At 40.3% G+C, this 16,276-nt stretch carries 11 protein-coding genes; 7 read left to right on the plus strand and 4 right to left on the minus strand.

Annotation, left to right across the window (positions count from 1 at the left end; genetic code table 11):
• Nucleotides 1–44: 44 nt before the first annotated feature.
• Nucleotides 45–2,132, minus strand: a complete 2,088-nt coding sequence (locus ACSLUH_RS15670) for a M13 family metallopeptidase (RefSeq protein ID WP_448568684.1) — start codon at nt 2,130–2,132, stop codon at nt 45–47.
• 228 nt (nt 2,133–2,360) lie between these two features.
• Nucleotides 2,361–3,722 carry a DNA repair protein RadA gene (gene radA, locus ACSLUH_RS15675; RefSeq protein WP_448568686.1) on the minus strand — a complete coding sequence of 454 codons (1,362 nt, stop codon included), beginning with the start codon at nt 3,720–3,722 and terminating at the stop codon, nt 2,361–2,363.
• Nucleotides 3,723–3,877: 155 nt separating this feature from the next.
• Here radA and ACSLUH_RS15680 point away from each other — a divergent pair, with 155 nt between their 5' ends.
• Nucleotides 3,878–6,367, plus strand: a complete 2,490-nt coding sequence (locus tag ACSLUH_RS15680; protein ID WP_448568688.1) for a PilZ domain-containing protein — start codon at nt 3,878–3,880, stop codon at nt 6,365–6,367.
• Nucleotides 6,368–6,412: 45 nt separating this feature from the next.
• Here ACSLUH_RS15680 and ACSLUH_RS15685 read toward each other — a convergent pair whose 3' ends face one another.
• Together ACSLUH_RS15685 and rpsT are read right to left on the minus strand one after the other, a co-directional pair.
• The gene (locus ACSLUH_RS15685) at nt 6,413–8,068 is read right to left on the minus strand and encodes a DUF8614 domain-containing protein (protein WP_448568690.1); all 1,656 of its coding nucleotides are present in this window, start codon (nt 8,066–8,068) and stop codon (nt 6,413–6,415) included.
• Between the two features lie 132 nt (nt 8,069–8,200).
• Complete coding sequence (rpsT, locus tag ACSLUH_RS15690; RefSeq protein WP_448568692.1) at nt 8,201–8,461, minus strand: 30S ribosomal protein S20; 261 nt, start codon at nt 8,459–8,461, stop codon at nt 8,201–8,203.
• 273 nt (nt 8,462–8,734) lie between these two features.
• Between rpsT and murJ the strand changes: the two genes are divergently transcribed.
• The 6 genes from murJ (at nt 8,735) to ispH (ending at nt 16,229) form a co-directional block, all read left to right on the plus strand.
• Nucleotides 8,735–10,309 carry a murein biosynthesis integral membrane protein MurJ gene (gene murJ / locus ACSLUH_RS15695; RefSeq protein WP_448568694.1) on the plus strand — a complete coding sequence of 525 codons (1,575 nt, stop codon included), beginning with the start codon at nt 8,735–8,737 and terminating at the stop codon, nt 10,307–10,309.
• 130 nt (nt 10,310–10,439) lie between these two features.
• Nucleotides 10,440–11,384, plus strand: coding sequence for a bifunctional riboflavin kinase/FAD synthetase (gene ribF / locus ACSLUH_RS15700; protein ID WP_448568696.1), 945 nt, complete (start codon nt 10,440–10,442; stop codon nt 11,382–11,384).
• A 36-nt stretch (nt 11,385–11,420) separates the two neighbouring features.
• Nucleotides 11,421–14,258, plus strand: coding sequence for an isoleucine--tRNA ligase (gene ileS, locus ACSLUH_RS15705; RefSeq protein WP_448568698.1), 2,838 nt, complete (start codon nt 11,421–11,423; stop codon nt 14,256–14,258).
• An 87-nt stretch (nt 14,259–14,345) separates the two neighbouring features.
• A complete protein-coding gene (lspA, locus tag ACSLUH_RS15710) occupies nt 14,346–14,852 on the plus strand; it encodes a signal peptidase II (protein ID WP_448568700.1) in 507 nt (168 codons plus the stop codon).
• A 3-nt stretch (nt 14,853–14,855) separates the two neighbouring features.
• Nucleotides 14,856–15,290: an FKBP-type peptidyl-prolyl cis-trans isomerase gene (fkpB, locus tag ACSLUH_RS15715; protein ID WP_448568702.1), complete on the plus strand. Its 435-nt coding sequence runs from the start codon at nt 14,856–14,858 to the stop codon at nt 15,288–15,290.
• Between the two features lie 9 nt (nt 15,291–15,299).
• The gene (ispH, locus tag ACSLUH_RS15720) at nt 15,300–16,229 is read left to right on the plus strand and encodes a 4-hydroxy-3-methylbut-2-enyl diphosphate reductase (RefSeq protein ID WP_448568704.1); all 930 of its coding nucleotides are present in this window, start codon (nt 15,300–15,302) and stop codon (nt 16,227–16,229) included.
• Nucleotides 16,230–16,276: the final 47 nt, after the last annotated feature.

Raw genomic sequence — 16,276 nt, forward strand, 5'->3', positions numbered from 1 at the left:
AAACCGGTGCAAGCACCGGTTTTTTATTAGGTCATTATCTGAAATTACCAGATACGAATACGTTCTTCTGGTGCTAAGTAAAGCGCATCGCCTTCTTTAACATCAAACGCTTTATACCATGCATCGTGGTTACGAGGCGCTAATGCTCTGAAACGACCCGGAGCGTGTGTACCTGCGCGTAATTGGTTTAGCATACTTTGCTCGGTACGCTTTTCTTTCCATACTTGCGCCCATGCTAAGAAGAAACGTTGATCGCCAGTTAAACCATCAATGATCGGTGCTTCTTTGCCGTTTAAGCTTAATTTGTATGCATGATATGCCATGGCAATACCACCAACGTCACCAATGTTTTCACCTAAGCTGTTTCGACCATTAACGAAATTGTCAGGGATTGGTTCGTACTTGCTGTATTGCTCAGCAAGTTTGTCGGCTTTAGCTTCAAATGCGGCGCGATCTTCGTCAGTCCACCAGTTCCGTTGAATACCATTGGCATCAGATTTTGAGCCTTGATCATCAAAACCGTGACCCATTTCGTGACCGATAACGGCGCCAATGCCACCATAATTTACTGCTGGATCTGCATTTGGATCAAAGAATGGTGGTTGCAATATTGCAGCTGGGAAAACAATTTCATTGAATGAGCTATTATAGTAAGCATTAACACGCTGTGGTGTCATGCCCCAACGGTTACGGTCGGTTTTTTCAAGCTCTTTTGATGCTTCTTCTGCTCTGAAGAATTGACGAATATTTTGAATATTACCCATCAAGTCATTAGCTGAAATACTCAAACCGTCAAATGATTGCCATACATCAGGGTAACCGATTTTTGGATTAAATGATGCTAGCTTAGCACGTGCATTGACTTTAGTATCGGCGCTCATCCAATCTAGATTATCAATACGCTCCCCTAGGGCTTTACGTAAGTTTTCAACGAGTTCAGCCATCTGCTTTTTAGAAGATTCTGGGAAGTACTTGTCTACGTAGATTTTACCAATAGCAAAACCTAATGACTCGGTACCTGACATTTGGCTAATCGCACGCTTCCAACGTGGACGAGGCTCTTTTTGACCGCTTAATTCGGTATTATGGAATTTGAAGTTGGCGTTAAAAATGTCTTCGGACAATAACGAAGCGTTGTTAGAAATAGCGTGATAAGTTAAGTAATCTTTCCAAATGCTTAAATCTTCGTTATTGATCAACTCAATCATTGCTTTTACTGGCTCTGGTTGAGAAACGTTTAATTGCGGCACTTGATATTGTGTTTGTTCAAAGAATAACGACCAGTTAAATCCAGGGTATTCTTGCGCAAGTTGATCACGTTTGATTTGGTTTAACGTTAGATCACGATCACGACGTTTTTCTCGTGGCCAGTGCCCTTCAGCAATTTTGGTTTCTAATGCTAAAATTGCCTCTGCTTTTGCTTGTGTGTCTTCAACACCTGCAAATGCAAGCATTTCGGCGATATGTGCTACATAAGCTGCACGAGTTTTTGAGAAACGCTCGCTTTCTTCTAAATAGTAAGAACGATCCGGTAAGCCTAAGCCGCTAGCACCAAGAGAAAATTCATATTTATCAGGGTCTAGGCGATTAAACCACATACCACCCGTTAACGGGCTGGCAACGCCGTTTAGCCATGACTGACCAAAAAGCACAGTTAAATCATCTACTGACTTTACTTGTGCAATTTTTTCCAGCGTTGGTTTAATCGGTGTGATACCCAGTTTATTGATAGTTTCTACATCCATATAGCTGTTGTAGAAGTCTGCAACCATCTGCTCTTCAGCATTTAAGTCTTTGCGAGAGGTTACATCATCAATAATTTCTTTTACTTGCTTTTCACTACGCTCTGCTAGTGCAGTAAAAGCGCCGTAACGTGTTTTGTCTGATGGCATTTCAAAGTTATCATACCAAGTACCGCTGGCATGCATAAAAAAGTCATCACCTGGTTTAACATCAAGGTTACGGGCACTTAAGTCTACACCAAATGAGCCTAATTCAGCTTTACCCGTTGAGGCAGTTGCGGGAGAAGTTACTTCTGATTTTTCGGCAACTTGAGCTGTTGTGTTTGATTGTCCGCCACATGCGCTGAGTAATACAGCGCTAATGGACAATGCGATTAATGATTTTTTCATGTTGGTTCTCTTGTCATTATTATAAGAATTTTTAACATCGCCTATATTGGAGAAACCAATCGTGATGTCAAGCCTGACGGGATAAGTAATGTGAATATTGCGATTAGTTGTACATTTTTGGCCTAGTAACACGCCAAATAGTGATTATTTGGTAGAAAGTATGCACTTTTTATAGATAAAGTGCATATCGAATGATGTTCGTATAGCGTTTGAAACTTGGTCAACGCATTAAATAACTTCTAAGGCGTCACTAAGCTTTTTAACCCCTATAACCTCCATGCCATCGATGGCTTGTTTAGGCATATTGTTAAATGGAACAATAGCGCGCTTAAAACCATGTTTAGCGGCTTCATAAATTCGCTCTTGTCCACTTGGTACCGGACGAATTTCGCCAGAGAGGCCGACTTCACCAAATACGACAAGATCTCTTGGCAGGGGAGCATCGCGAAAGCTTGAAACTAAAGCAAGGATCAAGGCTAAATCAATGCTGGTCTCAGCAACTTTAACGCCACCAACAACGTTTACAAATACATCTTGGTCGTTCATTTGTAGCCCACCATGACGATGTAAAATCGCCAACAACATCGCTAAACGATTCTGTTCTGCACCGACGGCAACACGACGGGGATTGCCTAAAGCAGAATGATCAACCAATGCTTGAATTTCAACGAGTAAGGGTCGAGTTCCTTCCCATAACACCATCACAACGCTTCCAGCGGTTTGCTCTTCTGAGCGAGATAAGAAGATAGCTGAAGGATTTTTAACTTCTTTAAGGCCGGTGCTGGTCATGGCAAAAACACCCAATTCGTTTACAGCACCAAATCTATTTTTGTTACCTCGAAGTGTTCGGTATCGTGAATCCGTACTTCCCTCTAACATAATCGAGCAATCAATACAGTGCTCTAATACTTTAGGCCCAGCAAGACTGCCATCTTTAGTTACGTGGCCAACAAGTATCATTGCGACATGGTGTTGTTTGGCAAACCTTGTTAAGTATGCGGCAGCCTCTCTTACTTGCGAGACACTGCCCGGCGCCGATTGAATGTCGGCCATATGCATTACTTGTATCGAATCAATAACGATGATTTTGGGCTTTTCTTTTTCGGCTATATGGCAAATGTTTTCAACACTGGTTTCAGATAACAACTTAAGGTTTTCGGCTTTAATCCCTAGGCGGTTAGCGCGCATGGCTACTTGCTGTAATGACTCTTCACCCGTAATGTACAGAGCAGACATTGTCTCTGATAAGCTGCACATAGTTTGCAGTAAAAGCGTACTTTTACCTGCTCCGGGCTCTCCACCAATGAGAATGGCACTGCCGGGAACTATGCCGCCACCTAAGACACGATCAAACTCTAAAAAGCCTGAAGAAAAGCGTGGTAGTTCCGCTAAGTCGATGGTGTCAAGAGTTTGAACTTTTGCCTCGGTAAAACCAGCAAAACCAGAAAAACTGCCGGATCTTGACGGTGATTTGGGTTGTCTAAATTCGGAGATAGTATTCCATGCTTTGCATTCATTACATTGGCCAAGCCAGCGAGAATACTCAGCTCCGCAATCAGTACAAACATATGCTGTTTTTGTTTTTGCCATGATTTTTACCCAAAGGTACGGTTATTGCTTAAAAAAGATAAAATAATGAAACGGTTAGTGAATATTATACGTAAGATCGCTTGTTAGACGTTAAAATATCAACGTATAATTATTTATTCACGCAATGAGACTATTGTAATAATAATTGGCCATAAATGACTAAAGATTTCTCAAAATATCAGCATATTATTGATAACTTCAAAGGTAAAGTTTCGGCGAAAGACTTTGAAGCTAAGTTTGCTGACGCTACTCAGTCACTGAATAAAACTGAGCGCTTTTTATTAAAAATGGAAATCAAGCGTTTGGCCAGTCCATGTACACGTTTAGTCGATTTGCGTGGTCATGTTGATGGTGAGTGTCGAGCCTATGAGCATGAAGGTCGAGTACATTTCTTAGATGATGTTGCCATTAAAGTTTTTGAGCAAAACGTTAATGTGTACGGAGAGTATACCTTTGGTGTTTATGAAGCACTCATGAATACTGAAAATAATTTCAGAGTGATGTATCAACGGGAGAAAGCAAACCCGCAAAATTCTGCTGAACTTCAACAAAATCAAACACAAAAAAATAAAGAGAAAACTCAGTACCCGGCAACTTTATACCGTTTTGGACCTTATTTTGACCGCAAAGAGGAACGAATGAACTTTGCTATCGCGATTAAGGTGGTAGTTAATGATAAAGATGTGCTTGACGCGACGAGTTCCGATATCAGTATTAATGGCTGCAAATTTCGTTTTTCAAAATCGCAATCACTCCAAGTTCGACAAATAATTTCTATCCGCTTTATTGGGCTTGAACAAGAGTTTCAGTTTAAAAATGAAGATAAGTATGAGTATGAAGTTAGGAATATTCATACGGTAGAAGATGTACAATGGGTAGGGTGTCGACGAATCTATCGAACCGATGAAAGTCGTGATGGTTTCAATAAGTTTCTCAATGGTTATATTCAAGGTAACAAACGTCGATATAAAGTTAACTTAGACAATACCATAGCGGCGCTGAAGTCGAGAATTTTTGAACAATTTACGTTGCCTAAGTCAAATGAATTGCCAATTTTTCTTCATGAAGTTGATGGTGTGCCAACCCCTAAATACGCCTTAACTTGTCACAATAATCAATCGATATATCAATACTGGCAAGACGAACGTCATACATCGACGCTGCACTATTTGGTGACACCTGAGCGTCTAGCGCGCTTAAAACGCGTTCAAAAACAAGGTAAAGCTTTATACGTTTATAGTTTTATTCATCGTAGTCAGGGTAAAAGCTACTTTTATACAGCCGATAATGTTCAGTTAAGTGATGATAAAGCTTTTATGACAGAGTACTTAGGCTTTGCTGCTAATAAAGGTGATTTTATGATCACCCAGTTAACGCTTCTAGAGGTTAACCCTGACTATGCTGAGTCACGACTAACCTTGTCGAATACGATTGCCAAAAAAGATCAATATTTAAATTTACCGATGCCTGATGACGTTAAAGAGACCATTGAACAATTGACTTATATCGTGGTCGCTAACGAATTAGCTGAGCCAAATTTATTTAAAATTTATCACCAGTTAAATTATGAAAATATCAGTACCGCAAAGTTAAAAACCTTTGGCCATAAACGTCAAAAGCAAGGGCTTATCGTCGAAGATGTTGGTGTTAACTACAACAATCAACGCTCAGAGCCACGCTTTTACTATAAAACGCCGGTGATACTAGAAGTGGGCGGTGTCACGTGGAAAGGCGTATCAGAGGATTTTTCAGCCTCGGGCTTAAAAGTAGAATTGGAGAAAAGTGCCGCACTGAGTGCATCAGAAGTTGTTAATGTAACTTTTCCTCAGTTACAGAAGATTACCGCATCATTTGATTTGAAAGGCTTGCCTTATGAAGTGATGCACATTAATAAGAAGAAAAATGTTCTTAATTTGCGTGTGCATGTGCAAAAGCATCGCCATATCGGTAGGGCGTTTTTTAAAGCGCTTATCGAAAAGAATAAAGACAAGCTAACGCGTGATGAATACGCGATGATGAGACCTGAACTTGCCAAAGCATTGCGTAATATCTACAGTCGAAGTGTCGCTATCCCTTCTTTAGTTATTCAAACGAGTGGCAGTCGTTACAAAATAGAGGTAATCACCTGTAATTCAGACAATGTTAAAATCATAGACCTTTGTCAACAGCTTAGCGATAGACAAAGGTTTTATAATTTGTATCCTTTGCTCAACAATTTACAGGCGACCACATTAATGCATTCTACCTTAAAAAGAATGCAGTCTCGTGATTTACCGATTGTCGACATTATTTATATCGCCATTGATGATAGTAAAGAGATTATTGAACAAGCGGTATCAACGAAACTTGAATCTGAATTTGAGTCAGAGCAAGATAAAAAGCAATTCATTCGAGATGCATTAAAGTTAGGAAGCTTTACCTGTATTCAAGTGAAACTATCACGCGTTGACAAACCTGATATTGAACATTTAAGTCCTGAGCTTAATTATATTAGTTCTTATGCTATTCACCGAGGTAAACAGCTAGAGCAAGAAATATGGAGTGTTGCCGGTGTTGCTCAACTATTAGATATTACTGAAGAGGCAATGACACGGTTCCATTTGATACCCGAAAAAGAAAACCTAAGTCATGAAGTGATGACTTAGGTTTTTATTGGCAAATGCCGAGTAAATGCTAACGGCCTTTATCGTTTATAGGCCTAGCTCGTTTTTACCTTGTTCAAAAACAATATCTACAGGAATATTGGCTTTTGATAATAAGTCTAAATCGTTTTGTAATCTTTCCGTTATTACACCACTTTTGCTGACTAATTCATCGACTCCTTGATAATCTCCATTACCCTGTAATTCAAGGATCAGTGCGGATAATGAATCAATAGCCTTAGTCATTTTCTCCATGTTAACGCTGTATAAGCCTTGTTCATTGCGGTCAAATGCACCTTGCTCGGCAAAATAATTAAAGCGAACCATATTTGCTTTACCATGGGCTGAACTCGCGCCAAAGCGAACTGAGCGGAAGATGCCAGCAAGGAAAGTGGTGTAGTAGTCTTGAAGGATACCTTCAGTGATCGCGCCTTTTTCTAAAAGCTGTCTTACCATATACAAACCTAGGATATCCGCTTTACCTTCTTCTAGTGCTGATGCATGCTCTTTTAATGCTTGGCGAACGGTACCTTTATCGTTAATGGTATTTTTAATACCTAACCCATGCGCCACTTCATGGAACATAGTGTTGGCGAAAAATGCATTAAAGGTAACATGCTTACGTTGCTCTGGGACAATGAGTTGTTCTGCAATTGGTACCAATATAGCGTCATATTTTGCTCGCATGGCGTTTTTAAGTTGTAAACGACGAGTGCCTTTCTCCAACTGAACTTGTTCGTCATTTGGTAAGTTGATGGCAATTGTCTTACTTCCTGCATTTGAATGGCCAGCGTAGTATATGACATCGTAAGCATTCAAATCTGCGTCTGAACCTGGTGTTTCAGCCTTATATTTTTTAGCGACAGGTAGGCCTTTTTGAAGCTCAGGTAAATACTGTGCATATTTGGCAAGTTTTTCACTCCAGCTCATATCCTTTATCAAAACGTATGACTCAAAAGCTGCACGATAACCAAATAACTGATCTTCATAGGTTTCAATAGGTCCGATAACCACATCGATTGGGTTGTTTTTCATATCCATCCAAGCAAAGTCGGATTCTTGGTACTCGTCGGTTCTTAAGGCTTTAGCGCGTAAGGTTAAGTAGTTTGCAAACTCTTTATCTTTAGCAAAAGTAGCGGCTTTCTCTAATATAGCTGCTGCTCGGTTTAGTTCATCACTGTATGCTTCAGAATATGCGATAGTGGTTAGCTGACCTTGTTCGTTTCTTTTTACTAAAGAATAAAGACCTTTTTTATCAGGAAATTGAGCCTTTTCGAACTCATCCTTTGTCATATCTTCAGGATAAAACTGAGCGCCTAATGGCTTCTCTTTCATTTCTGACAAGAAAACGGTATCGCCATTCAGTCTATCCCAAGGGCCATAATTGATATCAGCAAACTCGCGGACTTTCTCATCCTTGATACTGGCCAAAAATGCCTGTTTGTTATCACCAAATGCTTGTTTCCAGAATAGGTCATCCATAATATCTGACGCTTCAATCAACAGCGCAATCATTTGTTTTTGTTCTGTGGTTAAATGACTTAAATCTGCAGTTAGTTTAACAGATTGATAGATATCAAGGCGGTTGTTGTATTCAGGTATCAAGGTTGGGCTAACATTGTTAGGTGCGGTGGCGTTTTCGTTGCAGCCCGTTAACGCTGCTGTTGCAATAAGCAATGCAGATGCGAGAGTGGTTAGTTTCATTTTTTTAGCCTTATCGTTTTTGACCGTAGAGACTAGAAAAATTTGAGCAAGATGACAAGGGTGAATTGCCAATAATGTGATTAAAGGCAATAAAAAACCGGCTAGTAGCCGGTTTTTTCATAAAGCTTACAATTAAAGTGCTTTAATCGCTGCGTTTAAACGACTCTTGCTGCGCGCTGCTTTATTCTTGTGAATAAGGCCTTTGCTTGCATAACGATCTAAAATTGGTGTAGCTGCTGCAAATTCTTTTGTTGCAGTTTCTTTGTCACCGGCTTCAATAGCAGCGATAACTTTTTTTACTAAAGTACGCATCATTGAACGACGGCTTGCATTGTGTTGACGGCGCTTTTCTGATTGTAACGCGCGCTTCTTAGCTTGCTTTGAGTTAGCCAAGGTGAACTCCTAAATGAATTAAATATAGCTTAAATTTAAGGCGACGAAATATGCCTGTTTTTGACGCCAATGTCAAATGATTTAGCCAGTTAATTTGATAATTTGATTGTTATTGATAACAGTTTCCAAATCTGTATCTTTTTATTGAATTTAAATTGCGATGTCGTTTTTTTTGGTTATCGGGTAAATTCTCAGGTTTTCCTTGTTAAATCATCGGGCTTATAGACATAATAACGACCATTTTAATGTTGATGCAGTTGGTGAGTGTATTAGGTGAGTAAAGCGTTAGTAAAATCTGGTATTATTGTTAGCCTCATGACCATGATTTCTCGTGTGCTTGGCTTAATTCGAGATGTCGTCATTGCTAATTTTATTGGCGCTAGTGCTGCAGCTGATGTTTTCTTTTTTGCTAACAAAATACCTAATTTCTTGCGCCGGCTATTTGCTGAGGGCGCATTTGCTCAGGCATTTGTGCCTGTCCTTGCTGAATACAATGAAAAAGATCAATTGGATGAAAAGCAAAAGCATACCCGAGAATTGATAGCACAGGTGTCAGGTACGCTCGGGGTTATTGTCACGATAGTTACATTACTTGGCGTAATTGGCTCTTCAGTGATCGTCATGATATTTGGATTTGGCTGGTTTTTAGATTGGTTAAATGATGGTCAATCAGCACAAAAGTTTGAGCTTGCCTCTACACTGTTAAAAATTACCTTTCCTTATCTTTGGTTTGTTAGCTTTGTCGCGTTATCTGGTGCTGTTCTCAATACCTTAGGTAAGTTTGCCGTGTCAGCGTTCACACCTGTCTTACTCAATGTCGCTATCATATCTCTTGTGCTGGTGTTTAAAGATGCGTTTGTTGAACCTCAGTTTATTTTAGCGTGGGGGGTATTTACTGGCGGTTTAGTTCAATTTCTATTTCAAATACCATTTTTGTATAAGGCTGGGGTATTAGTTAAACCACGCTGGGCGTGGCATGCACCAGGTGTCACAAAGATTCGAAAGCTAATTATACCGGCTTTGTTTGGTGTTTCCGTGACCCAAATTAATTTATTATTAGATACGCTTATTGCGAGCTTTTTAGTAACAGGTTCAATTAGTTGGCTTTATTACGCCGATCGTTTGTTAGAGTTTCCATTAGGTTTGTTTGGTATAGGTATCGCAACTGTCATCTTACCAAGTTTGTCGCGTTTGCATGCTAAACAAGATAATCAAGAGTTCTCAACAACCTTAGATTGGGGTATCAAAGTCATCAGTTTATTTGGTTGGCCTGCACTCGTCGGCTTAATGGTCTTAGCACAGCCCATTATTATGGTGCTTTTTATGCGTGGTGAGTTTACCAGTTCTGAAGTTATTCAAGTGTCATACGCGTTATTTGCTTACCTATCAGGGCTATTGAGCTTTATGTTTATTAAAGTATTGGCGCCGGGATACTACGCTCGTCAAGATACTAAAACACCCGTTAAGATCGCAATTAAGGCAATGGTTGCCAATATGGTGTTTAATCTTATGCTTGCGCCATTTTTTGGTTATATCGGTTTAGCTATTGCAACAACACTTTCAGCAACGTTAAATGCGGTGCTGCTCTATCGTGGTTTGAAATCTCACCATGTTTATCAGTTAACAAGAGTCACAAAAATTTACATTGCTAAGGTAATGCTAAGTGCGATGATCATGGCAGGTGTTGTTTATACTCTTTCACCACCTTTTGATATCTGGTTAAGTAAAACATTTTTAGCGCAAGTTACGACCTTATCTTTGTGTATTTTTGCTGGAATAGCCAGTTACTTTTGTTCAGTTTTACTGTTGGGTATACGTCCAAAAGATTTTCTCGTTAAACGTCGGTAAAAAAAGTTCTGAACAAATTGCGTTCAATAGCTGATTCTTCTAGTCGACTAAGCTATAATTCGTCGATTTTTAATGACGACACCTAAATTCCTAGTTGAGAAGGGTGAATTAAAGAGAGTATGTCTATCAAATGCAATTAATTCGTGGCATTCAAAATATTGAGCAGATAGCGGAGTTTTCTGCACATGGCTGCGCGTTAACGATAGGCAATTTTGATGGTGTTCATCTTGGGCATGAGCGCGTCATTAAAGCGCTAGTAAAGAAAGCCTCACTGGCCAATATTAAGTCAGCGGTTATGGTGTTTGAGCCGCAGCCACGAGAGCTCTTTTCACCAGATACAGCGCCAGCTAGGTTAACGAGGCTGCGCGATAAGTATATTTTACTTAAGCGTTTAGGTGTTGATTACCTGATATGTGTTAATTTTAATCGCCAATTTGCTCAACTATCGGCGGATGATTTTATTGAAAAATTGTTGGTCGAAAAGCTCCATATTAAAGAATTAATCATCGGCGATGACTTTCAGTTTGGTAAAAATCGCGTTGGTGACTTTTCACTATTGAAGTTAGCCGGTGAAAAGTATAACTTTAGCGTCACAGATACTGCCAGCTATAAACTGGAGAATTGCCGAATCAGTAGCACCGCGATCAGAGAAGCGTTAGAGCAAGGTAATTTGTCTAGTGCAGCAACAATGCTTGGTCGGCGTTACGCTATTATCGGTAAAGTATTTCATGGTGACAAAAGGGGAAGAGAGTTAGGCTTTCCTACCGCTAATATTTTATTAAAACGCAGAGTCTCACCAGTAGCTGGAGTCTATGCGGTTAAAGTGACCACGCAAGATGGTGGCTTTTATGGCGTTGCTAATATTGGTAACCGACCCACTGTCGCCGGATTAAGGCAACAGTTAGAAGTTCATATTTTTGACTTTAATCAGGTGTTGTATGGTCAAACCATTGAAGTGGCGCTTTTGAAAAAATTAAGAGATGAAAAAAAGTTTACCTCGTTAGATGCATTACGCGAACAAATCGCGTTAGATAAAGAAAATGCTCAACAGGTAATCGTGAAACAACAATATTAAACCAAGTAATTATTAATTAGACGGATATCAAATTAAATGAGTGATTATAAACATACCCTGAATTTGCCTGATACCGCCTTTCCAATGAAAGGGAACATGGCAAATCGTGAACCGCAAATGCTAAAAGATTGGGCGAGCCAAGATCTTTATGGCAAAATTCGCGCTGCAAAGAAGGGTAAAAAGTCATTTATTTTGCACGATGGCCCTCCTTACGCCAATGGCAATATCCATTTAGGTCATGCGGTTAATAAAATATTGAAAGATGTTATCGTTAAATCAAAAACGCTTTCAGATTTCAACTCTCCATATGTACCAGGTTGGGATTGTCACGGCCTACCGATTGAATTAATGGTTGAGAAAAAAGTTGGCAAACCTGGCCATAAAGTATCTGCAGCAGAGTTTCGTCAAAAGTGTCGAGATTACGCTATCAAACAAGTTGATGGCCAACGAGAAGATTTTAAGCGCTTAGGTGTTTTTGCCGATTGGGAAAACCCATACTTGACCATGGATTTTAAAACGGAAGCGAATATTATTCGTGCTCTAGGTAAAATCGCTGAGAACGGGCACTTGCAGCAAGGATTTAAACCGGTTCATTGGTGCACCGACTGTGGTTCAGCGCTTGCTGAAGCCGAAGTTGAGTATAAAGACAAACAATCTCCAGCTATCGATGTTGCATTTAACGTTACTGATAATTCGATAGCCGATAAATTTTCGCATCCTGAAGACCATCAGGGGCACGGTGATATCGCTTTTGTTATTTGGACTACGACGCCGTGGACATTGCCAGCTAACCGCGCTGTAGCGGTTCACCCTGAAATCGAATATACCCTAGTGCAATGTGAAAAAGATGGTCAACAATTTAGGGTGGTACTCGCATCAGATCTCGTTAATCTGTGTATGGATAGATTTAACATTTCCAAGTATCACGCACTGGGATTCTGTAAAGGGCAAGATCTAGAGTTGATCTCATTACATCATCCATTTAATGACATCACTGTTCCAGTCGTATGTGGTGACCATGTTACTACAGATTCAGGCACAGGGTGTGTCCATACGGCAGGTGGTCATGGTGTCGATGACTTTAACGTATGTAAGCAATACGATTTAGAGATATATAATCCAGTTGGTGCCAATGGCGTATTTTTAGAAGGTACCGCCTTTGTTGAAGGGATGCATGTATTTAAAGCTAATGCGACCATTGTTGAATTATTAAAAGATAAAGGCGCCTTGCTTCACCATCATGCTTATGAGCATTCTTACCCGCATTGTTGGCGCCATAAAACGCCAATCATTTTTAGAGCGACGCCACAATGGTTCATCAGCATGGATAAAAATGGACTACGTCAGGCATCTCTTGACGAAATAAAGAAAACCAAATGGATCCCTGACTGGGGACAAAGTCGTATAGAGGGCATGGTTGAAGGTCGTCCAGATTGGTGTATTTCCCGTCAAAGAACATGGGGAGTACCTATTGCATTATTCATTCACAAAGATACCGGTGCATTGCATCCGCGCAGCATCGAGCTTATCGAAGAAGTTGCACAACGTGTTGAAAAATCAGGTATTCAGGCATGGTTTGATTTAGAAGCCAAAGAACTTATTGGTAAAGACGACGCTGATTACATTAAAGTGCCAGATACACTCGATGTTTGGTTTGACTCTGGTGTGACGCATTCGACTGTCATTGGTGCCCGTGAAGAATTTGACCAGCGTGCTGATCTTTATTTAGAAGGCTCTGATCAACATCGTGGATGGTTTATGTCTTCAATGATGTCTTCTGTTGCGATGAACGGAGAAGCGCCTTATAGCGAAGTATTAACACATGGTTTTACTGTTGATGTTAATGGCCATAAGATGTCTAAATCTTTAGGTAATGTGGTTACACCAGATCAAATTACCAATAAACTCGGTGCAGATATTTTGCGTTTATGGGTGGCGTCAGTGAACTACACCCAAGAAATAACCGTTTCTGATGAAATATTTAATCGTCAAGCAGATGCTTATCGTCGAATTCGAAATACGTCACGATTTTTATTGGCCAATATCAACGGTTTTGACCCTAAAGCCCATACAGTAGCTTTCTCTGAGATGGTCGCTTTAGATCGCTGGGTGGTTGGTCGTGCGGCGCAATTACAAGAGGAAATTGTTCAAGCTTATAACAGTTATGAGTTCCATAACGTTGTGCATAAGTTAATGAATTTCTGTACGACAGAGTTGGGTGGTTTTTACCTGGATATCATTAAAGACCGCCAATATACAGCACAGAGCGAAAGTAATGCTCGTCGTTCATGTCAAACGGCAATGTATTTAGTTGCTGAGGCAATGACCCGCTGGATGGCTCCTATTTTGTCATTTACTGCGCAAGAAATTTGGCAAGCTTTGCCTGCTCCAGCAGGTGAAGCGCGTGAACCTTTTGTCTTTACCGGGGTTTGGTTTGATGGCTTAGAAAAGCTGCCAAGCGATTATCAGTACAACAATGACTATTGGTCAACCATCTTAAAAGTACGCTCAGAGGTGAATCGTGCCCTTGAACTTGCTAGGAAAGACAAAGTTGTGGGTAAGGCGCTAGAAGCTGAAGTGATCTTATACGCAACTAAAGAATTGGCTGAGGTGCTTTTAGCATTAAACGAAGAGTTACGTTTTGTGTTAATTACCTCTAAGGCCAAGGTTGAGCTTGTCGAGCAAGCACCGAACGATGCAACAGCAACAGAGATCTCAGGCTTGTGGTTGTCGGTAAGTAAATCAAACGGCACCAAATGTGAGCGTTGTTGGCACTATACCGATGATGTTGGGCAAGATGAAGCGCATAACGACTTATGTGGTCGCTGCGTCACCAATGTTGAAGGTGATGGTGAAGTACGTTACTTTGCCTAACCCAACTGTTTATATTTGATTGAAAGTGCTCAAATTATTTCTGTTTGAGCACTTTTGTTTTAATCAGTAGATAAAATGAAGAAAGCTATGAAGCAAAGTTCAAGTTTAAAATGGTTGTGGATAACCGTAATATTTTTAATCGTAGATCAAGTGACTAAGCAATGGGTCGCTAATACATTTGATCTCTATGAATCGGTCAATATACTGCCGTTTTTTAATCTGACTTACATACATAACCCAGGTGCGGCATTTAGTTTTCTCGCTGATCAAGGTGGCTGGCAACGATGGTTTTTTACCGCAATTGCGGCGATTGCTTGTGTTATTTTTAGTGTTTGGTTAAAGCGTACGCCAGCAGATAAAACTTATTTAGCCATTGCTTTAGCCTGTATGTTAAGTGGTGCCATGGGCAATTTAATTGACCGAGTACTCTTTGGCTATGTTATCGACTTTTTAGACTTTTACATCGGAAATAGCCACTGGCCGGCCTTTAATATTGCCGATTCAATGATATTTATTGGCGCTGGATTTATGATCATCGATGCTATCCAAGAAGAGAAAGCAAAAAAGGCATCTAAGCAACCTCAAGAGAATTAAGACATGAGTAAAGTCATCAAGCATGATTCAAAAATTATTGTTCACATTACCATGAAGTTAGCCGATGGTTCGGCAGCTGATAGTACTAAAGTGAATAATAAACCGGCTAAGATTATTATGGGTGATGAAAGTATTTCACCTGCCTTTGAGCAGCAGTTGCTTGGACTCACCGTTGGCGATAGCAAGGAATTCACGTTGCAAGCAGCTGACGCTTTTGGCGAGATTAATCCTGACAATATCCATTTTGTCGATGCCAGTAAATTTTCTGCTGAAACGCCAGCCAAAGTAGGTAGTATTATCACCTTCACTCAGCCAGGCGGGATTGAACTGCCGGGAATGATCACAGAAGTTTCAGGTCAATCAGTCACCGTTGATTTTAATCATCCATTGGCAGGTCAAGCGGTGACTTTTGTTATTGACGTTGTAGATATTTTATAAGGGGGCAATATGGAAATCATTTTAGCAAATCCAAGAGGGTTTTGTGCGGGCGTTGATCGTGCGATTAGTATTGTAGATCGAGCCCTTGATCTGTTTGATGCTCCTATTTATGTTCGCCATGAAGTTGTTCATAATAAATTCGTGGTCAACGGCCTTAAAAAGCGTGGCGCCGTTTTCGTAGATGAACTTGATGAGGTACCCGATGATAGTACCGTGATATTTTCTGCACATGGTGTCTCAAAAGCCGTACGAAATGAAGCGAAAAATCGCGGATTAAAAGTATTTGACGCAACGTGTCCATTAGTCACCAAAGTCCATATGGAAGTTTCTCGGGCCAGTCGAAAAAATGTTGAGTGTATCTTAATTGGTCACGCCGGACACCCTGAAGTAGAGGGAACGATGGGACAATATGAAAGTGCAGAAGGAGGCATCTATTTAGTTGAATCAACTAAGGATGTTGAAAGTTTAACGGTAAAAAATCCAGAGCACCTCTATTTTTGCAGTCAAACCACGCTATCTGTCGACGATACCAGTGAAGTGATCGATGCGCTCATTAAAAAGTTTCCGGCGATAGAAGGGCCAAGGAAAGATGATATTTGCTACGCCACACAAAACAGACAAGATGCGGTCAGAGCGATTGCCAGTGAAGTGGATTTATTGCTGGTTGTTGGTGCAAAAAATAGTTCTAATTCGAATCGCCTAAGGGAGTTATCTGAAAAAATCGGGACACCTTCTTATTTGATCGATACGGCTAACAATATTGATCAGTCTTGGTTACAAGGTGTTAATAAAGTCGGCGTAACTGCAGGGGCATCAGCACCAGAAATTCTAGTTAAACAGGTAATCGAGTCACTAAAAAGTTTTGGTGGACAAGAGGTTATCGAATATCCAGGGCGAGAAGAGAACACGGTGTTTGCAGTTCCAGTTGAATTACGCTAGTCTTAAATCGAGTAAAGTTGCGCAAAAATTCTTCACAGTGAGAATAT

The sequence above is a fragment of the Thalassotalea ganghwensis genome (assembly GCF_053485795.1).

What these genes read in the sequence shown, in the direction of transcription:
- ileS (WP_448568698.1), top strand. Translation starts at nt 11,421, where the DNA reads ATGAGTGATTATAAACATACCCTGAATTTGCCTGATACCGCCTTTCCA.
- radA (WP_448568686.1), bottom strand. Translation starts at nt 3,722, where the DNA reads ATGGCAAAAACAAAAACAGCATATGTTTGTACTGATTGCGGAGCTGAG.
- fkpB (WP_448568702.1), top strand. Translation starts at nt 14,856, where the DNA reads ATGAGTAAAGTCATCAAGCATGATTCAAAAATTATTGTTCACATTACC.
- ACSLUH_RS15680 (WP_448568688.1), top strand. Translation starts at nt 3,878, where the DNA reads ATGACTAAAGATTTCTCAAAATATCAGCATATTATTGATAACTTCAAA.
- ribF (WP_448568696.1), top strand. Translation starts at nt 10,440, where the DNA reads ATGCAATTAATTCGTGGCATTCAAAATATTGAGCAGATAGCGGAGTTT.
- ACSLUH_RS15685 (WP_448568690.1), bottom strand. Translation starts at nt 8,068, where the DNA reads ATGAAACTAACCACTCTCGCATCTGCATTGCTTATTGCAACAGCAGCG.
- ACSLUH_RS15670 (WP_448568684.1), bottom strand. Translation starts at nt 2,132, where the DNA reads ATGAAAAAATCATTAATCGCATTGTCCATTAGCGCTGTATTACTCAGC.
- lspA (WP_448568700.1), top strand. Translation starts at nt 14,346, where the DNA reads ATGAAGCAAAGTTCAAGTTTAAAATGGTTGTGGATAACCGTAATATTT.
- ispH (WP_448568704.1), top strand. Translation starts at nt 15,300, where the DNA reads ATGGAAATCATTTTAGCAAATCCAAGAGGGTTTTGTGCGGGCGTTGAT.